The organism is Flavobacterium sp. Flavsp81 (assembly GCF_059491325.1).
The window spans coordinates 1,899,432-1,923,850 of sequence record NZ_CP168505.1 but is presented as its reverse complement, the minus strand read 5'-3'; the positions used below and the strand labels follow the sequence as shown (position 1 = coordinate 1,923,850).

General features: G+C 33.2%; 18 protein-coding genes. 2 read left to right on the top strand and 16 right to left on the bottom strand.

Translation table 11 applies throughout. The annotated features are described in order from the left end of the window. Nucleotides 1–71 precede the first annotated feature (71 nt). The 13 genes from ACEN92_RS07710 to truA form a co-directional block, all read right to left on the bottom strand. Nucleotides 72–1,022: a DUF6620 family protein gene (locus ACEN92_RS07710; protein WP_495641792.1), complete on the bottom strand. Its 951-nt coding sequence runs from the start codon at nucleotides 1,020–1,022 to the stop codon at nucleotides 72–74. 11 nt (nucleotides 1,023–1,033) lie between these two features. Beyond that, a complete protein-coding gene (locus ACEN92_RS07705; RefSeq protein WP_495641791.1) occupies nucleotides 1,034–1,969 on the bottom strand; it encodes a hypothetical protein in 936 nt (311 codons plus the stop codon). A gap of 12 nt (nucleotides 1,970–1,981) precedes the next feature. After that, nucleotides 1,982–2,224, bottom strand: a complete 243-nt coding sequence (locus ACEN92_RS07700; RefSeq protein ID WP_495641790.1) for a hypothetical protein — start codon at nucleotides 2,222–2,224, stop codon at nucleotides 1,982–1,984. Then, nucleotides 2,225–3,166 (bottom strand): SPFH domain-containing protein, encoded by a 942-nt coding sequence (locus tag ACEN92_RS07695; RefSeq protein WP_495641789.1) that lies wholly within the window; start codon nucleotides 3,164–3,166, stop codon nucleotides 2,225–2,227. A gap of 196 nt (nucleotides 3,167–3,362) precedes the next feature. Continuing rightward, the gene (lpdA, locus tag ACEN92_RS07690; protein WP_495641788.1) at nucleotides 3,363–4,751 is read right to left on the bottom strand and encodes a dihydrolipoyl dehydrogenase; all 1,389 of its coding nucleotides are present in this window, start codon (nucleotides 4,749–4,751) and stop codon (nucleotides 3,363–3,365) included. Nucleotides 4,752–5,178: 427 nt separating this feature from the next. Further along, nucleotides 5,179–5,763, bottom strand: a complete 585-nt coding sequence (locus tag ACEN92_RS07685; RefSeq protein WP_495641787.1) for an NUMOD4 domain-containing protein — start codon at nucleotides 5,761–5,763, stop codon at nucleotides 5,179–5,181. 153 nt (nucleotides 5,764–5,916) lie between these two features. After that, the gene (locus ACEN92_RS07680; protein ID WP_495641786.1) at nucleotides 5,917–6,681 is read right to left on the bottom strand and encodes a LytR/AlgR family response regulator transcription factor; all 765 of its coding nucleotides are present in this window, start codon (nucleotides 6,679–6,681) and stop codon (nucleotides 5,917–5,919) included. Nucleotides 6,682–6,889: 208 nt separating this feature from the next. Beyond that, nucleotides 6,890–8,209: a RagB/SusD family nutrient uptake outer membrane protein gene (locus ACEN92_RS07675; protein WP_495641785.1), complete on the bottom strand. Its 1,320-nt coding sequence runs from the start codon at nucleotides 8,207–8,209 to the stop codon at nucleotides 6,890–6,892. A gap of 11 nt (nucleotides 8,210–8,220) precedes the next feature. After that, nucleotides 8,221–11,559: a SusC/RagA family TonB-linked outer membrane protein gene (locus tag ACEN92_RS07670; RefSeq protein WP_495641784.1), complete on the bottom strand. Its 3,339-nt coding sequence runs from the start codon at nucleotides 11,557–11,559 to the stop codon at nucleotides 8,221–8,223. A gap of 21 nt (nucleotides 11,560–11,580) precedes the next feature. Continuing rightward, nucleotides 11,581–14,181, bottom strand: coding sequence for a zinc-dependent metalloprotease (locus tag ACEN92_RS07665; RefSeq protein ID WP_495641783.1), 2,601 nt, complete (start codon nucleotides 14,179–14,181; stop codon nucleotides 11,581–11,583). A gap of 86 nt (nucleotides 14,182–14,267) precedes the next feature. Further along, nucleotides 14,268–15,839, bottom strand: a complete 1,572-nt coding sequence (locus ACEN92_RS07660; protein ID WP_495641782.1) for a histidine kinase — start codon at nucleotides 15,837–15,839, stop codon at nucleotides 14,268–14,270. Nucleotides 15,840–15,864: 25 nt separating this feature from the next. After that, nucleotides 15,865–17,619 carry an ABC transporter ATP-binding protein gene (locus ACEN92_RS07655; protein ID WP_495641781.1) on the bottom strand — a complete coding sequence of 585 codons (1,755 nt, stop codon included), beginning with the start codon at nucleotides 17,617–17,619 and terminating at the stop codon, nucleotides 15,865–15,867. 57 nt (nucleotides 17,620–17,676) lie between these two features. Next, nucleotides 17,677–18,417 (bottom strand): tRNA pseudouridine(38-40) synthase TruA, encoded by a 741-nt coding sequence (gene truA, locus ACEN92_RS07650; RefSeq protein WP_495641780.1) that lies wholly within the window; start codon nucleotides 18,415–18,417, stop codon nucleotides 17,677–17,679. Nucleotides 18,418–18,687: 270 nt separating this feature from the next. Here truA and ACEN92_RS07645 point away from each other — a divergent pair, with 270 nt between their 5' ends. Beyond that, nucleotides 18,688–19,185: a metallophosphoesterase family protein gene (locus ACEN92_RS07645; RefSeq protein WP_495641779.1), complete on the top strand. Its 498-nt coding sequence runs from the start codon at nucleotides 18,688–18,690 to the stop codon at nucleotides 19,183–19,185. Between the two features lies 1 nt (nucleotide 19,186). Here ACEN92_RS07645 and ACEN92_RS07640 read toward each other — a convergent pair whose 3' ends face one another. From ACEN92_RS07640 to ACEN92_RS07630, 3 genes are all read right to left on the bottom strand, one after another. After that, entirely contained in the window at nucleotides 19,187–20,818 is a 1,632-nt protein-coding gene (locus ACEN92_RS07640) for a tetratricopeptide repeat-containing sensor histidine kinase (RefSeq protein ID WP_495641778.1), read from the bottom strand. 331 nt (nucleotides 20,819–21,149) lie between these two features. Then, on the bottom strand, nucleotides 21,150–21,812 hold the full coding sequence (locus tag ACEN92_RS07635; RefSeq protein WP_495641777.1) for a response regulator: 663 nt from the start codon (nucleotides 21,810–21,812) through the stop codon (nucleotides 21,150–21,152). 153 nt (nucleotides 21,813–21,965) lie between these two features. Then, nucleotides 21,966–22,379, bottom strand: a complete 414-nt coding sequence (locus ACEN92_RS07630; RefSeq protein ID WP_495641776.1) for a DUF4293 domain-containing protein — start codon at nucleotides 22,377–22,379, stop codon at nucleotides 21,966–21,968. Between the two features lie 184 nt (nucleotides 22,380–22,563). Here ACEN92_RS07630 and rho point away from each other — a divergent pair, with 184 nt between their 5' ends. Further along, nucleotides 22,564–24,345 carry a transcription termination factor Rho gene (gene rho, locus ACEN92_RS07625; protein WP_495641775.1) on the top strand — a complete coding sequence of 594 codons (1,782 nt, stop codon included), beginning with the start codon at nucleotides 22,564–22,566 and terminating at the stop codon, nucleotides 24,343–24,345. The last annotated feature ends 74 nt before the right edge of the window (nucleotides 24,346–24,419 follow it).

Here is a 24,419-nt window from a genome sequence, read left to right as displayed (position 1 = left end):
GTTAACGATAATCTCAAATAAAAAACCCGATCTGTTTTCACAAATCGGATTTAGATTTAATTTATAATGTATTAGAACGTTACATCATCAGCAATGTTTCCGCCTTGTTCTGCTGCAAATTTTTCTGCATACTCTTTTTGTTTTTCCTGTTGGTAATTCGAAAATTCCATAATTTCTTCAGAATTCCAGTTTTGATTTTGTTCCGTCAGCCACTGCATAGCTACTGATTGGAAATCGGCAAGATTGATTCCGTAATTATCAAGGATCCATTGAGCACCGTCGATCCCATATTCGTAAGCTGCCTGTCTTGCACCCGCAAGTTCTTCATAGAAATAACGGTCGGTTTTTAGTTTTTCAAGATTTACGATTCCATCTTCAGACACTACAGCCTGCAGGTTTTCTAATTGTGGAATTACCGGATTCTCTGCATAATATTGACCAAACAGAGTGGTTACGGTAAAAGAGGTGTCTTCTCCCATACGCTGAGGCCAGATCGTATTTAATTCTTCCCAAATTGCAGGCTCAATACCCATTGCTTTACAAACGGCTGTGTATTCTACTCCGGCACTTATTTTGAGACACATTGCCGTATATTCTTTAAGCGAAATGCCATGTACAGGTTCTAAATATGGATTATTATCGTCTGTTTTTACGAAACCGGAAGTTTGTACTCCGGAATATTTCATGGAATTGGCATTTTCAAAACGGATCATCTGATCGCTGTCACAATCATTCCATTCTTTATATACTTCTCTTCTGTAATTGGTATAAGTATTTTTTACATCTTTTTCATCCATTTCTTCACCACTGTCACGCTCGTCCTGAATCCAGGCTTCTGATCTTCTTTCAACTTCTGCGTCAAAATCTTCTACGTCATAATGAGTACCATGAAGTGTTTCAGGATCATATTCTGTTTCCTCATATGTATCTTCAAAATCTTCTTCATTTGAAAGTTGAGATTGATTATTTTCATTTCCATTTACCTCTTCGTTGTTTTCTAAGCCAAAAAGTTTTTTAAACATTTGTTTTTCTTTTAATTATTTATTTGATTTTCGTACATTCTCTCATTATGTTCTTTTAAATCTGGTGTAATTTTATTCCATTCATCATACATTGCCCGTAAATAGGTGTGATATAATTTTGGGGCGTTTTTTATTACTTCCTTTCTTTGTTTTTCAAGAGTATCCATTTGGATATTTTTTTGTTCCAGAACTTTTTTGTCTTTTTCATGAATTGTAGACAGGCTTAACTCATGTCTTTCATGATATAGTTCTCTTTCCTTATTGTTTTCAGTCAGATATATTTCATACAAATGTGATGTCCTTTGTTCTGCCAGTTCTTTTGCAAAATTTTGCAGCATTCTGGCTTGGGTGCTTGGGTCAAATGTGTTTTGTGTCTGACAGTGTGAACAAGTGATATAGGTAGTCATAAAAAATATCTTTTCAATAGTAATATTTCCTCCACACTGTTTACAATTAAACTTGTTTTTAATGGCATCAAACTCAGTTACTATTTTATTATATTCAATTTCGAGATCACGTTCCTGCGTTTTTTCTAATTGATTTTGCCAATACTCATATTTTTGCTCAAAATCCTTATGATATCTTTCGGAGCAAACTGTTCTGAAATCAGACAATAAATTATAATGTGGATTTAAAACTGAAATCTCAGGCTTGATGTTCTCATACATTTCAGTAATTTTATTCTCATAGGTATCTCTTGCTTTTTCTCTTATATTTTGCAGCTGGCCATTTACACCCGAATAAACATGGTGAAAAGTTCTTTTGTATATATCCTCATCAGTTGCCAGAAGTTCTTTTAATTCAGGAATGGCGGCAGTACACAGTTCTTCTATTTTGATTTCAAGTTTTTCTAAAAATAAAAACCACCTTTCTTTAGATTCTTCAAGCGTTGCAAACCATTCCGGCAATGGCTCACCTGATTCTTTTTTATTAAATAATCCGAACATTAATTTTAAATTTTAAAGTGAATTGTCTTCTTTCTTAACATATATGCCATCGGTTAACTTAACTTTTATAAATTCATACCCACAATAGCCACAATGTGTAATTCCATCATGTTTAGTTCGTCCGGCACCGCAATTGATACAGTTTAAGGCATCCATTTTTGCTTCATTTTCTTCAGTTATACCTCCGTAGTGTTCTTGTTTTTTGGCATTTTGTTTAAGTCTGTCAAGAAAAGAACTGATTTTTTTTTCTTCCATTTAAAGTTGATTTAGAAGTTCTGCTTTCTTTGTTTTAAATTCACTTTCATCTATTAAGCCTGCCTCAAACAAAGATTTTACTTTTTGCAGTTTGGCACTTATATCATCTTTTGCTTCCGGTTTATTTTGCTGCAGCTGATTCATCATGACACCCATTGCCAGGGCATTTTGGGTTGCATCATGAATAGATGTTCCTTTTTCGCCAATTGCATTTGCAGTATTGAATCTGGCATATTTGTCCATATCTGATACCATATTCATATTGGTAATCTTATCATAGTGCGCAGTTACTTCTTCCGGCAGCGTAACGCTTGTTACTACAAATTGTGTCAGCTCAACACCTAACTGAAGAAAATAGGGTTTTAAATAAGGTTCAATTTTTCGGCTTAATTCTGTTATATTTCCTGCTACATCAATTACCGAAATGTTTTCATTCGAAAGAACTTCTCCAAATTTTGGTGCTATAAAATCTCTTAATTGGTGTTGTAATTCGAAAATAGTCAGCTGCTCATATGTGCCCGCGTATTGACGGAAAAAAACAGCAGGATCAGCAATCTTTAAATCGAAGCTTCCAAATGCCCTTACCCGAATTTGTCCAAATTGTGGGTCATTCAGTAAAATTGGAGCGGGTGTACCCCATTTATTATTGATAAACTGTTGTGTATTAAAAAAGTAAATATCAGCTTTAAAAGGACTTTCAAATCCATATTTCCAGCCTTTCAGCCGACTTAAAAGAGGAATGTTTTCTGTAGATAAAGTGTGCATTCCGGGCATAAAGACATCTGCTAACTGTCCTTCATTTAAAAAAAGTACCTGCTGACTTTCACGAACTGTTAATTTGGCTCCGTTTTTTATTTCTTTGTCCTCGTCATAAAATTTCCACATCAGCAAATTTGGATCGCTGGTTGTACCTTCTATGATTTCAATAAAGGGTAATTTCATAGTTAAATTAATTAGGTATTAAAAATAAGAAATTTATTATAATATAAGCTGTTTTTTTACTTCTTTGTGAATATTTTATTATCACTAACGTATAGAAACAAAAAATCCGATTTGTGAAAACAAATCGGATTTTTAAATTGAAAATTATATAACTAATAGAAGATGCACAACGTGCGTCTTCTACAATATGATTTTTTTACAAGTGGATTACTTCTCCGTAAGCGTCAGCAACGGCTTCCATAACTGCCTCGCTCATTGTTGGGTGAGGGTGGATGGACTTTAGGATTTCATGACCTGTAGTTTCCAGTTTACGTGCTACAACTGCTTCGGCAATCATATCTGTAACACCGGCACCAATCATATGGCATCCTAACCATTCTCCGTATTTGGCATCGAAAATTACTTTTACGAATCCGTCCGGATTACCGGCAGCTTTTGCTTTTCCTGAAGCTGAGAACGGGAATTTACCAATTTTTAATTCGTATCCTTTTTCTTTTGCTTGTTTTTCTGTCAAACCAACAGAAGCAATTTCAGGAGTTGCATATGTACAACCGGGAACGTTTCCGTAATCGATTGGGTCTACGTGTAAACCTTTAATTTTTTCTACACAGTTAATTCCTTCTGCTGAAGCTACGTGAGCCAAAGCCTGACCCGGAGTAACGTCTCCAATTGCGTAGTAGCCCGGAATGTTAGTTGCATTGTAAGCGTTTACTAAGATTTTATCTCTGTCAACAGCGATTCCAACTTCTTCTAATCCGATATTTTCAATATTGGTTTTGATTCCAACTGCTGAAAGTACGATGTCAGCTTCAAGGATTTCTTCTCCTTTAGCTGTTTTTACAGTTGCTTTTACACCGGCTCCGGAAGTATCTAATTTTTCTACAGAAGAATTAGTCATTACTTTGATACCTGCTTTTTTCAAAGATTTTTCAAATTGTTTTGAGATATCTTCGTCTTCTACAGGTACTACGTTTGGCATAAATTCGACAATAGTAACATCTGTTCCCATTGAGTTATAGAAATGTGCAAATTCTACTCCAATTGCTCCGGAACCTACAATAATCATAGATTTTGGCTGAGTTGGTAATGTCATTGCCTGACGGTAACCAATTACTTTTACACCATCCTGAGGCAAGTTTGGAAGCTCGCGTGAACGAGCTCCTGTCGCAATGATAATATGATCAGCGCTATATTCGGTAACTTTATTGTCTTTATCTGTAACGTCCAGTTTTTTTCCCGGTTTTAGCTTTCCAAAACCTTCAATAACGTCAATTTTGTTTTTTTTCATCAGGAACTGAACCCCTTTGCTCATTCCTTCCGCAACGTTACGGCTACGTTGTACAACTGCAGGGAAATCCTTATCGAATTCAGAAACAGTTAATCCATAATCAGATGCGTGTTTTAGATAATCAAAAACCTGAGCAGATTTCAGTAATGCTTTTGTTGGGATACATCCCCAGTTCAAACACACACCACCTAAGTTTTCTTTTTCAACTACAGCTACTTTAAAGCCTAATTGTGATGCTCTAATAGCAGTTACATATCCGCCAGGACCACTTCCTAAAACAATAACGTCGTATTTCATTTTTTTGGTTTTTAGTATTTAATATCAAAAATGAGGTTTATAATTCCGATACTCATTTTTGATTTTTCACGATTATTTGTGATTGCGAATTTAAGGATTTATTTTAAAAAATGATTTAAATTTTATTTTTACAACACGAGACTTTGACCTTTTCACAGAGATTCTGTAAAAAGTTATATAAAAATGGTAAAATGAAGTTTGTTTTATGGTTTTTTTTAGCAAAAACGCAGGAGTAAAGTCAATTGCAAGAAATCAATATCAATGGCAATAACAATATCAATTTCAAAACTCGATGTCAGGTTGAGCGGAGTCGAAGCCCTTCATACTTACAAAGCTCTTCGACTTCGTTCAGAGTGGTAAGTGTAGTCTTCGCTTTGCAGTTCCTATTTTTACACATCGTAGTCGTAGTTTAAATCTAAAATCTAAATTATACTTTAATATGTCCCCAGTTTTCACCGCTGGCAATACGTCTGATTTGCATTTCGCTTACGCCAAATTGTTTTGCAATCATTTTTAACCGTGTTTTTTGCTCTGGCCGGGCAAGCATTTTTTTGATCAGCATTACTTTCGTGGTGGTTAACTTTTTACCGTCGGCTTTTATATTATGCTCAATCAGATTTTTTTTGGCTTGAATCACATGAGGGCTTTTTCGGCTGTGTGCAATCATTTCGGCTCTGGTGGCCCAACGTAAATTGTTTGCATCATCATTGTTTCTGACATAATCCAAATGAAGGACATAGGTTTGTTCTTCTGATTGTTTTGGAATAAAATATTGGGCAACCAATTTATATATGAAGAAATATTTATTGAATATTTTTCCGTCCTTTTTAATTTTAAATCGAAAAGTTGGGTAGCCATCACTTAAACTTCCTTTTAAAATTCGGCCATTTTCTATCTCATCAGAAAAGCTCACCAGCCTGCCTTTGTTGGAAATAGCATATCGAAGCTGCATGTTATAATCTATTTCTATTTCTTTAAACTGCTCATTTGGATAAATTCTGATTTTTGGCATTTTATTTCAGTTTAGATAATCAAAGATAGTAATTTTTAAATAAAATAACATTATGCTCAGTATTTAAGTGTGTTTTTTATGATTTTGATAACAGCGTTTTAACTTTCAGGTGGTTTCAAAGCGGTTAAAAAATTTAATTATCAATCAAAATGCTTATTGATCAAGCCAATTTTTAAAGTTATTTATTTCTTTTTTACTAATGATTATCGGGTCAGCTTCTACTGGGGGGACTGTAAGTTTTATTTCTATTTTTTGGTTGGAATGTTTGATGACTTCTTTTATGATACTTCGGCTGACAATGTATTTTCTATTGACTTTAAAGAAAATAACAGGATCCAGATTATGAATAATATCGGTAAGGGTATTGTTGTATAAATAGCTGTTTCCTGAATTTGCGTATATAAAAAGATGTTTGCCGGAGGCTGCAAAATAGGTAATGTCGTTTTCGTTGATAGAAATAAGTTTATAACCATGATTCACCAAAAAGTGGCGCTGTATTTTATTGGTTTCAGGATTTTCGATTGCAATAAGTGACTCTATAGCAGAATCGTTGTTGAAAGTATTTTTTATTTTTTTGAATTTTTCCAGTGCTTCAAACAGTTCCTGTTCTTCAAAAGGTTTTAAAAGATAATCGATGGTAAAGTGTTTGAAAACTGTTATGGCATAAGAATCATAAGCTGTAACAAATATAACAGGGCAGGAGATGGTGGCTTTTTCGAAAATTTCAAGGCTTTTTCCGTCACCAAGATGAATGTCCATGAAGGCCAGATCCATATTGTTTTCGGTGAAGAAAAGGACTGCTTCTTTTACTGATTTTAAAACTGTGATCTCTGTTATCGGTAAAATATTTTGCTGTTCTAAAATAGATTTCAGGTAACTCGAAGCAAGATATTCATCTTCAACAATAGCAATTTTCATCTTTTTGATCTAAAATTAAGCTTCAAAATAATAAAGCTGATATTTGTGGATGCAAATATATTCAGTTACCTTAATAATATATGATTTATAAAAGCTTTTTTGTTTAAATTTTATAAAGATTGATTTGGGTATTTTTAGTTCTTTAAATGCTAAACAAAAAAAAGCCCAGCTTTGCAGCTGGACCTTTTCAAAAAAAAAACAATAGGTACTATAGATTGGGATTGTTTAATCTCGCGTTTGCAGGGTAAATAATGGTATATCGCGGATCGTTTTGTATCAAAGTATAATTATCACCGTCAAATGTGTGAACGATTTGTTTTTGAGATGTTCTTCTCAAATCAAACCAGCGCTGTCCTTCAACAGGAAATTCACGTTGTCTTTCGGTATAAATGAAGTTGGTTAAATCAGCTGCATTCATAGCATTGATATCACTTTCCAGCTGAGTATATCCAGCTGCTGTGTATCTGTTTTTGATGAAGCCTAAAACTGTAGTTTTAGCATCAGCAAGATTATTTAACTTCAATGAAGTCTCCGCTTTTGTTAAATACAACTCAGAAGTTCTGAAAGAACATTTTTGGTCATCATTACCTCCTTTTTGAATTCTGAAACGGCTTCCGCTTGCTAAAAAGTAAAGTGGGAAACGTAAATCTGTAGTTTTACTGTAAGCAGCAATCAAATCAGGTGAAGCGTATGAAGATCCCTTAAGACCATTAATGTATCCATCTTCAAGTGCTAAAATAGATTCTTTTGAATCATATTTAGTAGCAAAAACAGGAGTTGCTTTTAAATCAACTAAATTACTGTTAATCGCTAACGCCTTATTTGCGGCATCCAAAGATTTTTGCCATTGCTGTTGGTATAAATAAATACGGCTTTCTAAACTGTATAATGCAGTTTTAGAAAAACGGTAATTCTTACCTGTTGGCTGCAAATTTAAATTGATAAATTCTTCAGCTTTCTGAGTATCAGAAATAATTTGGTTGTAAATTACTTCAACACTTTTAGGCGCAAAAACTTGTTCTAAATCAATCTCTAAAGCCAATGGAACTCCTTTATCTGAACCTGCAGTTGCAGCATTGTAAGGTTTTGCAAAAAGATTAACCAAATCAAAGTAAGCCATTGCTCTTAAAGCATAAGCCTCTCCAATCAGTTGATTTTTTTCCGGAGATTCAGCCAACTTTTTAGACGCTTCATTAATGATGACGTTCGTGTAAAAAATTGTATTGTACAAATCCTGATATTGAAAAGTTGTTGTAATACGATCCGGATTAGCGTCTTTCCAGATATAAACGTCTTTATAAACATTAATCTCATCACTAGACTCATTCATTGTCAATTCGTCAGTACGAACTGCAGTTAATGATTTATGAGCAGGATAAACTTCATATCCTCTTGTTAAAACGGCACGGTATTGATCTAAAGTTTCCGGAATAACTCGTCCAATTGGTGTAATGTCCAGATAATCGTCACAGCTGCTTACTGCAATTGCTGCAACAAAAAGTAATATATATATTGAGAATTTTTTCATCTTTAATTTTATTAGAAAGTTACATTACATCCTAAAGTAAATGACTTAGGAACTGGTTGCGCATAAATGTTTCCAAAAGTTTCAGGGTCGAAGTAACCTTTGTAATCAGAACTGATTACGAACAAGTTTCTTGCCTCAACATTAAATCTAATGCTTTGAATATTGATTTGATCTGTAAACGCTTTAGGAAATGTATAACCTAAACGCACACTGCTTAATCTCATATAACTCATTTCGCTGACCCATGTATCTAAATAATTATATGTTGGGATTTGATTTCCTCCAGAATACCATAGATATGCCATATAGGAATCTCCTGTACCAGAATCCTGACTTGTGATTCCAGGTAAATTAGATGATGTATTTGTTGGTGACCATGCATTTAAAATATCTCTGCTGTAGTTTTGTCCTTTGTCAACCTGAGTTCCGTTATAAGGAGGGTTTCTAACTACAGTTTGCTTGATGTTAAAAGAAGCAGCAATAGCAAGATCAAAATTGCTCATTTTGAATGTATTTGTAATACCTCCTGTAAATTTAGGATCTTTATCTCCTAAGTAAGTAAACAAATCTCTAAATTGATCTGGATTTAAACGTGTTTGAGTTAATAAACCAGGGAAGAAATCTGCGTACGGATCATATAAATCAAAGAAAGTTTGTGTGTTTACAGTTTCACCTTTTTTATTCACAAATAATGGATATCCGTTTTCGTCAATTCCGTTAGTTTTAAATCCAAATACAGCGTTTACGGCATGACCTTCCTGATTTGGTAAGTAACTATTATCTCTAACCTCTAAACGGTCAATATTGCTCTTGTTATGAGAGAAATTAATACTTGTATTCCATTTAAAGTTTGGATGATCAATATTCTTGGTCGATAAAGTAATTTCGTAACCTTTATTACTTATCTGAGCCCAGTTCATATTAGTATATTCATAACCGTTTTCTAATGGAAGAGCTCTTAAACCAATTAGGTCAGTACTTTTTCTTCCGTAAAAATCAGTTACAATGCTAATACGGTTATTAAATAATCCAATGTCAGCACCAAGATTGGTATTTGAGGTTTTTTCCCAACGTAACTTATCATTTGGTGGACTTTCAACAACTATTGTTGGCTCTGTCTGACCAGGAAGGATAATTGTAGTTCCATTTTTACCGATTACAAAAGGAGACGTATTTTTGTCGATATTACCTTGTAAACCGTAAGAAGCACGAAGTCTCAAGTTAGAAAGCGTTAAATTGTCTTTTAAGAAATCTTCTTCAGAAACTGTCCATGAAGCAGATGTTGACCAAAGTGGCAAATATTTATATTTAGGATCTACACCAAATAAGTCAGAACCATCGTATCTAACGCTTCCAAAGATGCTGTATTTTCTATTATAAGTATACGAAGCTGTAGCGAAGAATGATGCAAAAGCATTCTCATTTTGAGTTTTTGCATATGTTCTGTAAGTCGACTCAGTAGCATCTCCCGGGTTAGGAAAAACAATTTGCTGCGTAGTCAAATTATTTTTATCATAACCAAAACCTTTTGTTGAAACAGTAGTATTGTAATTTCTTCTTAACTCATTACCAACCATTGCCTCAACTTCATGTTTTTCTCCAAAAGTTTTGCTGTAGTTAATCATTGTTTTCAGGTTATACTGGAAGAAGTCAGTGTTTGAGTTTTGGATAACACCACCTTCAGGAAGAAAATATTTGTAAGATCCGTTACTGAAATAACGTGATTTTTCTTTTTGGTTTCTGGTATAATAGGTGTCTTTATCAGCGAATTTTTCACTTGATGTATTGTCTAATTGTAAACCTAACTGAGAAGTAACTTTTAAATCTTTAGTAACTTTGTATTCAGCATCTAATAAAGCTTTTACAGATCTGTTTTTTAAATCATAAGAAGTATTGTTTCTTTCTTCCAGGAAATTGAAAGGAACATAACGGTCTGAGAAACCAGTAATATCCTGATCATATTTATAACTTCCATCAGCATTGTATGGAGTTAAATATGGGTTTACGTTTCTTGAATAATTTGCAGGGTTTGTAAAGGCACCTGTATCTGTTAAATAAGATGTAGTTTTGTTTTCTGCACCAAAAATACCAACACCTACTTTAAATTTGTCTGTTATTTCGTAGTTGTTTTTTAATGTTAAATTGTAACGTTTGAAGCCAGTTCCAATAGTAGTTCCTTTTTCGTCATAATATCCTAAAGAGAAATAGTAATCCGATTTTTCTCCACCTCCGGATAAACTTAAGCCATGCTGTGTATTTATTGCAGTTTGGTACAATAAGTTACCCCAGTTTGTATTATTTTTTCTTAAATCATTTATAGATTGTTGTGTTGCAGGGCTTAAAGAAGAGAACCCACCGGCTCTGAATGCTGCTAATTCATTCGATCCGTTAAGGATACGAGCAATATCACCACCGGTGTCTCTGTATGTTAAATCTGCACGGCTGGCCATGTTAAGTTCTAAATCAACTTTTTCGCTTGAATTCATCAGGTTTAGTTTTGAAAACTCTGGTCTTTGCGTGATAAAAGTATTGGTGTTAAAGCTTACAACCATTTTTCCGGCTCTACCTTTTTTTGTAGTAATTACAATTACACCATTTGCAGCACGTGCACCATAAATAGCTGTTGCAGCCGCATCTTTTAATATTGTAATATCTTTAATATCATCAGGATTCAATCCTGCAATAGAATAGTTTTCTAATATATCGATATTATCTTTATCATAGTTTTTAGGAACCTCATTGCTCTCTAATGGCAAACCATCAAGTACCCATAAAGGATCTTGTGTACCGTTAAGAGAAGCTGTACCCCTGATTCGGATTTTTGCCGGTGCTCCCGGTGCTCCGGATGGAGTACTAACAGCAACCCCTGCAATTTGTCCTACCAATAATTGGTCGATACTGGAAACCCCTGTCTGCTGGATCGCAGCCATATCAATTTTGGTAACGGCTGAGGTAAGTTTTCTTTTCTCAATTTTTTGGTAACCAGTAACAACAACCTCCTGAAGTTTTGCAGTTTCAGATTTTAAATTAACGGTATAATTTTTTTGAGCATCCAACTCAAGGGTGTACGATTTGTATCCCATAAAGGTAACTCTCAAAGAAGTAATGTTTTTTCCGATTTTCAATGTGAATTTTCCATCAAAATCAGTTGTAGTTCCGATTCCTTCACTTTGGATAATTCCGGCATATGAAGTTTTATTCGAAATAGAATTGTTCTCAACAAAGATCGATGCACCGGGAATTGGCGACAGATCGGCTTCGTCTTGAATGATTCCCGTAATAGTTCGGGTTTCCTGCGAGTATCCTGCGATGGCCAGGAGGAGCAGTAAGGCATGTAGAATTTTTTTCATGTTTTTGGATTGGATTATGTATTAAAAGGTTGTGTTATTTAATGCTTTCTCGATTCTTTGAATTAAATCGATATAATGATTTTGGGTTGATTGATTTCCGGTATTCTTTTTGGTTTTTAGTAATTGAAGTGCCTTAACAAGTTCTCCTTTTTTGTCAGATGTAACTTCTGTAACTCTTTTCAAAGACGACTGATTGATGTTTCTTGCCATTTGTTCATCATGTAAATAATTACACAGGTGTGGCATGCTTAACGTTTGTTGTAAATCAATTGTTTTCTTTGGATCTGTTTTTTCAAATAATTTATTTGTCGAAACAATTAAAACATCTACATAATTCTTTTGCGTCATACGTTCCAGAATCGATAATGATTTATTTAAAATTGTTGGTGCAAAAACCTGCTGATGTATTTTTGTAAATAACTCATTTACGGTAAATACTTTTTCGTTGGTTTCATTACGCTGATACAATTCATTTTCGGTCATTCTTAATAAACGGTCGTCACTAAATAAATCATACAAAACACTGTATTGCAATTCTCTTGATAAAGTATATGGTGTATATTCATATGGGCCTAACGGTGAATCTTTCAGCGGATTTGTTTTATCCAAAATGGAATTGAAAAATAACCATTGCGGAATCGTAAGGACATTTTTAATTAAATAATCTGTTGCTCTTTTTTGCATCAAAGCAGGTACCGGAACATAACTTTGTTTGTTGTCGCCATGAACAGTTACATTAAGATAAACACCGCCAATATTGTTTAATACATGACGATTGTACAATTGCCACTGGCCAATGGTTCCGATGTATAATTTGGCCGTTTCATAATAAGACTGATCTTTATCGTAAGTCCAGTTTAAAATATTATCAACAACACGTTTCAGGTTTTTCAGGCCATATTCACTTGCTTTAACTGCATCATTTCCTAAATCTTCAGATTGAGAACGCGGATCTGTTAAATTGTTTCCGTCCTGTTGTTCCCCATAAAAATAAATAGGGTCATTTTGATGTGAAGAAATTAAAGCGTTCAGTTTCAATTTCTCATTATCACTATCAGAATACCATCTGTATCCCCATTCGATAGCATATTTATCATACTCACCAATTTTTGGAGTGATTGCCGTAACATTATCTTCAGGCTGTGCGACATAATTGTAACGTGCATAATCCATGATAGAAGGAGCAGTTCCGCCCATTTTTGCTGTAAAATCTTTAGAACGCAAAGATTCAACATCATAAGCAAAAGAAGAACCCATATTATGTTTTAACCCAAAAGTGTGACCCACTTCGTGAGATGATACAAAGCGAATTGCCTCTCCCATATGATCATCGCTAAAAGTATTTCCTCTTGCTTTTACATCAATTGGGCCAGTCTGAATACGCATCCAGCTTTGTAAAGAAGTCATTACATTATGCCACCAGATAATATCGGCTTCAATGATTTCACCGCTTCTTGGATCAACAACAGAGGGTCCCATCGCATTTGCTTTTTGCGAAGCAGCATAAGTAATGACAGAATAACGTATATCGTCAATATCAAAATCCAAATCAGCTTCTGTAGGCTCTTTGGCAATAATGGCATTTTTAAATCCGGCTTTTTCAAAAGCAATCTTCCAGTCATTAACACCATCTATGATATATTTTCTCCATTGTTTTGGGGTTGATGGATCAATATAGTAAACGATAGGCTTTTTTGGTTCAACCAATTCTTCTTTTAAATATCTTTCTTCATCTTCTTTTTTAGGCTCTAATCTCCAACGGGTAATCAATTCTTTTTCTACCATTGCCTGTTGGGCATCAGTAAAATACCAGTGCTTTTCAGTAAAATAACCAATACGATTATCCGAAAAGCGCGGTTTCATCGGAATTTTATCCAATAAGACAATATTACTTGTTACGCCAAGAGTTACAGATAATGCTGGTCCGCCTTCACTGACAGAAGTCGTTAACTGCGATTTTACAACAACATTTTTTGGGAAAGATTTTAAACTTTCTATATATGACAAGTCCGATTTTACAGAACCTCCAAAACTAATATTGCTCAAAACATCATTGAAACTCTTTTGTTTTCCGTCAAAAATCTTATTTACCTTAATAACAATCGAAGTAGAATCATTGCTTTTGGTTTCAATATCAAAAACTTCAATAATAGATTCCGAAAAATTATTTTTAACCGAAGCAGTTATGGCGTCATCTTTTGGAGAAGAAACTTTTGGGACATATGATTTAACCCAGACTTTCTTTGCAATTGTATCTTTATAAAAACTGATTACTTTGTTTTCATAATTCATTCCCTTGTTTAATCCGGCGTCATTAACCTGGAAAGGAACTTGGGATAATTTGTTTACTACTAAAAATTCTCTTTCGAATAAACTGTCCTGAATCTCAAAATAAACATCAGTTTTAACCTGGATAATATTGAACAGTCCTTTTTTTACTGTTCCCTTTTTTACAAGATCATTATATTTTTTTCCTTTTTTAGAAGAAGTTGTGTCATTTGCTATTTCGGCAGCATTTTCTTTTTTCTTATTCTTTTGTGAAAAAACAGAAATGGGGCTTAATGAACATAAAACTAATACAGCGATTACTTTTAAATTGCACAGGATTGCCTTTTCCCTCATTTTGATGTTAATTTTAAATTGATTTCGGCGCGAAAATATTTGTTTTTCGGTCAGGAAAAAAAGGAAAAGGAGTGAATGGCTTTTTTTTAGGAGTGAATGTCAATTAAAGGCAAAATACATACGAAATTGCCCTCTTTTTCTGAAGCTTTAAAATCCTTTCTGGAATAATAGCTGTAAATGCTTTTAAGGTATTTTATTCCGAATTTAGTCCCTGGCTCCGTATTTTGCTTTTTCTGCAGGTTGTTGGTAATAATAACCTGATCAGATTTAACCACAATTTTTGTTCGTAACGGAATTTCCTGCGTTGCCATATTATGCTTTATCGCATTTTCGATGACAATCTGAAATGCCAAATAAGGAATACTTTTTGTCAAAGCAGATTCATCTTCAATTTCAATAGAAAAAAACAACTCCTCTTTAAAACGGGTTTGCTGCAGAAAAATATATTTCTCAATAAATAATAATTCATCCTTAAGAAGAACAATGTTTTTTTCAGGCGGATCAATCAAATAGCGGTAAATGCGGGATAAATTAAACGTAAACTTCTGTGCTGTTTTTACATCACTGCCAATTAACATATAAAGTGAATTGAGCGAATTAAATAAAAAGTGAGGATTTATCTGTTCCTTTAATTGCTGTAACTGAATCAGCGCTTTTTCTTTTATGATTTTTTCGTTTACAACCAAAAGCGCATTTTTTTCCTTGATTACAATTTTCTTTTCCTTATAAGCTCTTCGGTTTGCATAAGTAAACAGATAGAAAATAAAAAGAAGCATTATTGTAGTAATCGAATAGATTAAGGTCGCATATTTTTTTATCAAAGTAACATTCTCAACAATAAATGCCTTCGGAAAATTTACGCAAATAAACCACTCTGAACCTTTAACGGACATTTTTTTTGTAAACCTGATTACATCCAGTTTAAGATATTCAGACAGGGCGACTCTTTTTACATAATCATGATTCTTGTAAAAAATGGTATCAGAAGCCTGAAGTGAAGATATATCATAAACATTTTTTCCTATAAAGTCAGACTCAGGATGAAAAATGCATTTTCCTTTTTTATCAAATACAAAAGCATAATTGGGTGCAGTAGCATCAATTGTAGAAAAATAATCATGCAACGATTTTAAATTGATGTCATAGCCATAACGAACGGTTGTTTTATTCGGAGCTGTCAATTTGAAATAAATCCTCCAAATCGATTCTTTTCCCTGCGGAATAATAGTATTTATATGTTGTGAGGAAGAATTTTGAACTGTAAAATCACGAATGCTGTTTTTTAAATCATTGGAAATTGTATTGTTTCCAAAATGAATTTCACCTTCATTGATTTGGAACCAATTATTTGGAACCAACGAACTTGTGGTCTGAATCGAACTCAAAACCTGCAAATTTGCCAATAGGTTTTTAGGATTACTAATCTTTAAAACATGTTTAATTTGATTTTCCTGCTCCAGAAATTTCGAAAATTCCTGAGACATGAATTCCTGTTTCTTGATGAAATTTCGCTGTGCAGCATCCTCATTGGATTTTTCTGTAAGATCCGTAATTAAGTTACTGAGAAAATATACTGAGATTACTGTAAGCAAAACAGATATTGTTCCGTAAATTAAAAATGCGCGCCTGGAAGTGATATTACTAAATCTGGATTTCAAAAAATAATTTGTTTACTGATGAAAATTAATTGGCAACCGAAAATTGTGAATCGTACAGGTTTTTGTAATAACCTTCGGTTTTATTGATCAACTCCTGATGCGTTCCCTGTTCTACAATTAACCCCTTATCCATAACCACAATTTTATCTGCGCTTACAATTGTTGCCAGTCGGTGCGCAATAATAATCGAAGTTCTTCCTTTTGTAATCGTTTCCGTAGCACGCTGAATCAATTCTTCAGAATAGGAGTCAATTGATGAAGTTGCTTCATCCAAAATCAAAATACTTGGATTACTCACATAGGAACGTAAAAAAGCGATCAATTGACGCTGACCGGACGAAAGCATAACACCACGTTCCTTAACATCAAAGTCATAATTGTCAGGTAAACTCATAATGAAATCATGTACACCAATTTTTTTGGCAGCATCAAGAACCTGCTCGCGGGTTATTTCCGGATTGTTCAAAGTAATATTGTTGTAAATAGTATCGGCAAACAAAAAAACATCCTGAAGAACCACAGCAATTTGTTTTCGCAGAGAAGCTAAAGTATAATTCTCGATATTCTGACCATCAATAAAAATAGTTCCGCTGTTAATCTCGTAAAAACGATTCAGTAAATTAATAATCGTAGATTTTCCGGCGCCCGTTGATCCTACAATCGCAATAGTTTGTCCCGAAGCAACAGATAAATCAATTCCTTTTATAACTTCTTCTTCCGGTATATAACTAAAACGAACTTCCTTAAATTCGATGCTTCCATCAAAAACAGGAGCATCAAGAGTTCCGGTGTCCTGAATATGATCCTGTGTGTCGATAATATCAAAAACACGATTAGCAGCAATCATCCCTAATTGCATCTCATTAAACTTATCCGCAATCTGACGCAAGGGGTTAAACAGCATTCCAATAAACATAGTGTAGGAGAACAAATCACCAAAAGTCGTAAAATGATCTCCGTTCAAAATTTTAAATCCACCATACACTACGACCAATCCTAAAGTAATTGATGAAATAATATCGGCAATCGGAAAAAATATGGAGTTATAGAGAATTGTTTTTATCCATGCGACTTTGTGTTTGTTGTTGATTTCCTTAAAATTTTCGGCTTCAATTCTCTCACGGTTAAAAAGCTGCACAATCTTCATTCCCGTCACACGTTCCTGAACAAACGAGTTCATGTTGGCAATCTGGGTACGGACTTCTTCAAAAGCAACCTGCATTTTACGCTGAAAAATTCTCGTAATATAAACCAGAACCGGCATGGCAACCACAACAATCCAGGTTAGTTTCCAGTTCATGTAAAACATAAAAAGCAGTACAACCAACATCTTCATCAGGTCACTGATAATCATAAATAAACCCTGACTGAAGATACGTGCAATCGATTCAATATCAGAAACAGATCGGGTTACCAATTGTCCAACCGGAACCAAATCAAAATACTTCATTCTGAAACTCAAAATATGTTTAAAAAGTTTTGTGCGTATATCTTTTACAATATCCTGTCCGAGCCAGTTGGCCCAATAAACAAAATAAAATTGAGAGAAAACCTCCATCAAAAGAACTGCACCCATCAGGATAATGTACATCAATAACCCATGTTTGTCCTGCGTTTTGATATAGCCATCAACCGTTTGCTTTAGCAAATAGGGGCGCAGTGCTGCAAAGACAGACAGCGAAATGGCAAAGATAATAACGCCGTAATAGCGCCATTTATAAGGTTTTGTGTATTTTAAAATTCGTTTGAATAATGCGGTATCAAATGCTTTTGCTTTCATTTATTTGTTTTATGCTTTAAGCTTTAGGCAATAAGCTTAAAGCGTAAGGCTTATTGCTTAGAGCTTTATATAATCGTAATCAATTTCAGTTAAATATAAACCATGGGCAGGAACTGAAAACCCTGCTTTTTCCCGACTTTTACTGGCAATGATGTTTTCAAAATCTGATAACGAAATTTTGTGCAAACCAATATTAACCAAAGTGCCGACAATTGCCCGAACCATATTTCTCAAAAAACGATTTGCCGAAATTGTAAATATCAGTTTGTTATTTTCACTCTTCCAATGTGCCTCAAAAATCGTGCAATCAAATGTGTTTACATCAGTGTTAACCTTCGAAAAACATTGAAAATCGGTATGATTCAGTAATATCTGTGCTGCTTCATTCATCAAATCTACATCTAATTTTTGACTAAAATACCAACTCAATTCTTCCAAAAAAGGATTTTTAACAGTATTGATATGATATTCGTACGTTCTTTTACTGGCATCAAATCGGCAGTGTGCATCATCATGAACCGGAATAATATCAAATATCGCAATGTCCTTTGGTAAGTACGAATTGAGTTTATGAACCAGATTCGGGGCATCTATCGGAGTTTCAAAATCAAAATGAGCATACATTTCCTGGGCATGAACACCTGTATCTGTTCGTCCGGCTCCCATAACATTTATTTGGAAATTTAACAAAACCGAAAGTGCCTTGTTTAAAGTTTCCTGAACAGAAGAAGCATTAGGCTGAATTTGCCAGCCGTGATAATGAGTTCCGTTATATGCGAATCGAATAAAATATCTCAAGAGTGTTATGGTAAAGGTTCAAAGTAATATAAGGAGCAAAGGTACAAAGGTTTTTCTTTAGGTTCAAAATTGCTGGGCTTTTTAGAGTTTTATTGTCACAAACGTTTTTCCTGTAGAGGCGCACAGCAGTGCATCTAACGCCTGATAAAAAAAATTAATTAAATTTAAAATTGTGATAAATGCATAATGATTCAAAAAACATTTGACAGCCTTGTATCTCTACAGAAAACTGTATCTTTGTATCTCAAAACCTTTGCAACTCAAAAGAAATTGAAAAAAATCCTCCTTCTTTCCGATACTCACAGTCATATTGATGATGTTATTTTAAAATATGTGGCGCAGGCCGATGAAGTTTGGCATGCCGGGGATATTGGTGATTTGCATGTTACTGATACGATAAAAAAGTTGAAACCTTTACGTTGTGTTTATGGAAATATTGATGATGCAAAAGCAAGATTAGAATTTCCGCTGCACAATCGGTTTTTATGTGAGAACGTATCTGTTTGGATTACACATATCGGAGGTTATCCGGGAAAATACAATCCGGGTATAAAAGAAGAAATGGCTTTGAATCCTCCAAAATTATTCATTTGCGGACATTCACATATTTTAAAAGTGATGTTTGATAAAAAGAATAATTTATTGCATATGAATCCCGGAGCGGCTGGTAAAAGCGGATTTCATCAAATGAGAACCATGTTACGTTTTGTAATTGACGATGATAAAATCAAAGATTTGGAAATTATAGAAATAGAAAAACGAGTTTAATCTAACTATTTAGAGGAACATTTATTTTTATTGTTGTTCCATGATTTTTCTTTGATTTCACATTAAAATCACCATTCATATAATTTATTCTTGCCTTAATTTGGTTGAGTCCAAACCCTTCCACAAAATTAAATTTATTGATATCAAATCCTTTTCCGTTATCATTAATTTCAACAATTAACTCATTGTTGTTTTCTGTTAACGAAACTTCTGCTCTGTCAGCTAAACTGTGCTTGATAATATTATTTAAAAGTTCTGAAATGATAAAGTAGATTCGGGTTTCGAATTTTTCTGTATATCTTTTTTTGATTGGAATTGTGTTCAGGTATTCAAAATGTAATGTTGAATTTGAATATTTTTCACATAAATCATCCAAAGCATATAGTAATCCAAAACGTACTAATAAAGTTGGAAGAAGATCGTGGGAAAGATCTCTTACCTTATCATGGGTTTCATCTAAAATAAATTTTGTTTTTATAATCTCATCTGGCAGCAAGCTGCTATATTGGGATAAAAAAACGTTTAAATGCATTCCTGCTGATGATAAGGAAGCGCTGATGGTGTCATGCAAAAATAAGGCGATTTTTTTTCTTTCATTTTCCTGACCATCAATACTGGCATTGATTATATTTTGATGAATTTTATTCTCAATATTTTTAATTTTATTTTTTTGTTTTAGTTTTGTGTTTTGATAGAAAAAATAGAATAAAATTGTACTGATAGCAAACAATGACATGATGATACTTAACATCTTTTGATTACGGCGCTTTTCAGAATGAAACAATTTTTCCTTGTTTTTATTTAGGATTCCTATTCTGTCAATTTCACGTTTGTATTCATCAATGTCAAGATTGATTCCGGCCACTTTCGCTTTTACTGCCTTATCTTCAAGGTTAATCTCTTCTTTTAATTGATTATATTTATTTAAGTTTTTATAAGCTTCTTCGTAATTCCCATTTTTAGATAAAAATTCAGCATATTCCTGATGGGCATATGATAAATCTTCTTTTTCATCATATTTTATGGCACTTTCGATTGCCATTTTAAAGTTATAGTCAGCTTTTTGATTGCTTTTTTTATATCCACTATACATCCCATTAAGCATATATGTAATTGCACAAGTAGATTCAAGGCCATACTTCTCCTTGTGTTTATTGATAAATTTTAAATATGGATAACCATCAGAAAAGCCTCCAATGTCGAAATATGCCCATGCAATATTAAGTTTAGTAAAGAAAATTTGCGAAGAATCTTTTGTAGCTCTGCTAAAATATAATGACTTTATATAATATGAAATTCCTTTTTCGTATTGCTTCTTATCAAAACAATAGATATTACCGATATTGTTATAAATCCAGTTTTGAAGTTCCAAATTATTAGAATTCTCTGCATATATCAAGCTTTTTTTATAATAATATAAAGCTTTTTCAGATTCTAATAATTCATCAAAATTAGCTGCAATGATATTATAGGCTTTTGAAATCTGATAATCATTCTGAGATAGAATGGAATAATTTAAAAGTAATCTTGCTTGTATTAAAGATTCCTCATATTTACCATTTTTAAAGTTTGCAGTAGATTCTTTGTAAAGTTTTAGTAATTCTTTTTCATTAAGATTCTTTTTTTGGCCCATGACAGGAATGCAATATAATAGCATTAAAATTATAAAAGTCATTAGGTGGCGAAAAACGTACATATATAAAAATTAGCGGGTAAAATTACAGTTTAATATTTTTAAAATCAAATAGATGACTCTTTTTCATGTTATGTTGATTTTTTTATAAAATTGTTTTATTTTTAAATAATAAATTATTAGTTATGCTTTTTTTGAGATATAATAATAGGAATTTAACGGTTAATTTTGTTAAATATTATAAAAAAGGATTTTAACCTAAATCGCAATATTTAAAAAAAAGATAAAAAAGTGTGATAAATTACAATAAGTAATGAAAAAAAATAACTTTTTAAGATTTTATCAAATTATTTTTTATCGCATATTTAACCAAACCGATGGTGTTTTTTGTTTGCAATTTTTTCATAATATTTTTACGGTGAGTTTCAACCGTATTGGTACTGATAAATAATTGCTCACTGATTTCCTTCCCGCTGTATTCAAGTGAAATTAGGGTAACAATTTCAAGTTCACGGCAAGTTAAGATAGAATTTTCAGGAAAAATGGTTTTATTTAATTTGGGATTATTTTCTGAAAATGTGTTAAAAATTTTCTCTCTGACTGAATTACAAAAATATTCTTCTCCCTGGTTAACAACTTCAATAGCTTCAATGATGTTTTCTCCGGCACATTTTTTCGTCAAATAGCCACTGGCACCTAAGTTCATTACTTCTCTGATAATTTTTAAATCATCATAACTGGATAAAATTATAACCTTGCAAGGATACCCTTTTTGATTGAATTCTTTTAAGACTTCAATTCCGTCTTTTTCGGGCATACTCAGATCCAGTACTAATATATGGGCATTATTAGCAGTTACTTCATCAAAAATATTCAGACCATTATTAGATGACCCTACAATTTCGAATTCAGAAACAGTACTTAATAAATTTGTTAATCCATCAATAAGTACCAAGTGATCATCAGCGAGATGTATTCGTATTTTATGTGTCATAAATAAATTAAATAACTTTAAACAATTTATATAAATCTACTTACTAAATATTGATTTCTATATGTTTAGATGGTAAATATAGTGAAATTTTCACAAAAAAACCCGAATATAATATCCGGGTTTTCTTCGCGCAATAAAATTAAGTTTATAGGTTTATCTCAAACGATCTACAGATTTTACAAGATCTTCGTCCTTTTTGATGGCCTTATTAGCTAAAACTAATAATACGATAGCAACAATAGGAAGAAACATCCCAATACCTTTCTCAGAAACAGGAATTGCTTCTCCAGATAAATTTAGTGACCGATATACAAATAATCCTAATAAAATTAAATTTAATATGATATTCAGCCTGCCCATGACAAACTGATTTTGTCTTTTTTTGTATGAAATGATACTAATGATAGTAAGCATAGTGCTTAACCCAACAATTACTGTATAAATTGGATCTTGGTTAAAATAAAATAACTCTCCGGTTTTTAATGTCCATAATGGAATGAAAAGCATCAAAACGCTTGTTGCTATAAATGCAAGAATTAAATATATAGTTTGAATTCGCTGTATCATTATCTAAAATTGTTTTACAAAAATATATTTTCTTTTTTATAAATACTATTGTATGATAAAATTTTATTCGTATTATTGCATCATAATACCGTAAGCACTTCATACTGCGGGCAATTCAAAAATAATTATCTACCTATTCTTTTTACAATATTTCCGTTAAAATAATTAAATTCATAGAACATTCATGTTTGATATTTCTGCATTAAAAGAAATGAAGCTTTCCGAGCTTCAAGAAATAGCTAAGTTAGCTAAAACTATAAAGTTTAATGGCGTTAAAAAAGAGACTTTAATTAGTCAGATTTTAGCACATCAGGAATCGACTGCAACACCAGTTAGTGCTGTAGTTGATGCAGAAATAGTTGATGACAAGCCTAAAAGAGCAAGGATTGTTCCTGTAAAAAAAGCTGCCATTAGCAAAAGCGCACCTGTTTTAGAATTTGATAAAGTAGAGGAGGCTCCTGAAAAATATGAAACTCCTGCTGTTTCAAATGAAGTGCAGGATGCAGTTGAAATCACTGAAAATAAGTCCCCGGAGAAAAAAGGGCCAAAAATCGTAAAATTTAATAAGTCAGCTTACGAGAAAAAAGTCGCTTTGCAAAAAGAAAAAGAAGCTGAAAAAGAAGTGACTTCTGAACAAGTTGAAGAAAATGAAGCAGTAACTTCTGCACCAATAGCTGAAAAAACAGAACAGACTGCTCCGGTAAAAAAGATAAATCCGAATCAAAATAAAAATCAAAATCCAACCCCAAATGTAAATCCAAATCAGAACGGGAATGGAAACGGAAATAACGGAAACCAAAATCCAAATCATAAAAATAAAAAGAATAATTTCAGAGATTCAGATTTTGAATTTGATGGAATCATAGAAAGTGAAGGTGTTCTTGAAATGATGCCTGACGGATACGGATTTTTACGTTCATCAGATTATAATTATTTAGCCTCTCCTGACGATATTTACTTATCGACTTCACAAATCAGATTGTTCGGTCTTAAAACCGGTGACACTGTAAAAGGAGTGGTTCGCCCACCAAAAGAAGGTGAGAAATTTTTCCCTTTGGTTCGTGTACTGAAAATTAATGGTCATGATCCGCAAGTAGTTCGAGACAGAGTTTCTTTCGAACATTTAACTCCTGTTTTTCCTTCTGAAAAATTTAAATTAGCCGAAAAAGGCAGTTCAGTTTCAACACGTATTATCGATTTATTTTCTCCAATAGGGAAAGGTCAGCGTGGAATGATTGTAGCTCAGCCTAAAACGGGTAAAACAATGTTATTAAAAGATATTGCAAATGCAATTGCAGCAAATCACCCTGAAGTTTATTTGATCGTTCTTTTGATTGATGAACGTCCCGAGGAGGTTACAGATATGCAGCGTAGTGTAAGAGGAGAAGTTATTGCTTCGACATTTGACAGAGAACCACAAGAACACGTAAAAATTGCAAATATCGTTCTTGAAAAAGCAAAACGTTTAGTAGAATGTGGTCACGATGTAGTGATTCTTTTAGATTCCATTACACGTTTGGCAAGAGCTTATAATACAGTTCAGCCTGCTTCAGGAAAAGTTTTAAGTGGAGGTGTTGATGCAAACGCATTACAAAAACCAAAACGCTTTTTTGGAGCTGCAAGAAATGTAGAAAACGGAGGTTCATTAAGTATTATTGCAACTGCATTGACAGAAACAGGTTCTAAAATGGACGAGGTTATTTTTGAAGAATTTAAAGGAACCGGTAACATGGAACTTCAATTGGATCGTAAAATTGCAAACAAACGTATTTTCCCTGCAATAGATCTTACTTCATCAAGCACACGTCGTGACGATTTATTATTAGACGAAAAAACATTACAAAGAATGTGGATTATGCGTAAATATCTTTCTGATATGAACCCTGTAGAATCTATGGATTTTGTAAACGAACGTTTTAAGAAAACCAGAAATAACGAGGAGTTTTTGATTTCTATGAATGACTAAAAAAGGTACGAAGATTCAAAGTTGCGAAGGTTTTTAAAAGATCTAAGTGAACTTCTGAATTTTATATATATGCA

Coding starts and splice junctions, on each gene's coding strand:
- ACEN92_RS07710 (WP_495641792.1), bottom strand. CDS start 1,022: ATGTTTAAAAAACTTTTTGGCTTAGAAAACAACGAAGAGGTAAATGGA.
- ACEN92_RS07705 (WP_495641791.1), bottom strand. CDS start 1,969: ATGTTCGGATTATTTAATAAAAAAGAATCAGGTGAGCCATTGCCGGAA.
- ACEN92_RS07700 (WP_495641790.1), bottom strand. CDS start 2,224: ATGGAAGAAAAAAAAATCAGTTCTTTTCTTGACAGACTTAAACAAAAT.
- ACEN92_RS07695 (WP_495641789.1), bottom strand. CDS start 3,166: ATGAAATTACCCTTTATTGAAATCATAGAAGGTACAACCAGCGATCCA.
- lpdA (WP_495641788.1), bottom strand. CDS start 4,751: ATGAAATACGACGTTATTGTTTTAGGAAGTGGTCCTGGCGGATATGTA.
- ACEN92_RS07685 (WP_495641787.1), bottom strand. CDS start 5,763: ATGCCAAAAATCAGAATTTATCCAAATGAGCAGTTTAAAGAAATAGAA.
- ACEN92_RS07680 (WP_495641786.1), bottom strand. CDS start 6,681: ATGAAAATTGCTATTGTTGAAGATGAATATCTTGCTTCGAGTTACCTG.
- ACEN92_RS07675 (WP_495641785.1), bottom strand. CDS start 8,209: ATGAAAAAATTCTCAATATATATATTACTTTTTGTTGCAGCAATTGCA.
- ACEN92_RS07670 (WP_495641784.1), bottom strand. CDS start 11,559: ATGAAAAAAATTCTACATGCCTTACTGCTCCTCCTGGCCATCGCAGGA.
- ACEN92_RS07665 (WP_495641783.1), bottom strand. CDS start 14,181: ATGAGGGAAAAGGCAATCCTGTGCAATTTAAAAGTAATCGCTGTATTA.
- ACEN92_RS07655 (WP_495641781.1), bottom strand. CDS start 17,619: ATGAAAGCAAAAGCATTTGATACCGCATTATTCAAACGAATTTTAAAA.
- ACEN92_RS07640 (WP_495641778.1), bottom strand. CDS start 20,818: ATGGGCCAAAAAAAGAATCTTAATGAAAAAGAATTACTAAAACTTTAC.
- ACEN92_RS07635 (WP_495641777.1), bottom strand. CDS start 21,812: ATGACACATAAAATACGAATACATCTCGCTGATGATCACTTGGTACTT.
- ACEN92_RS07630 (WP_495641776.1), bottom strand. CDS start 22,379: ATGATACAGCGAATTCAAACTATATATTTAATTCTTGCATTTATAGCA.
- rho (WP_495641775.1), top strand. CDS start 22,564: ATGTTTGATATTTCTGCATTAAAAGAAATGAAGCTTTCCGAGCTTCAA.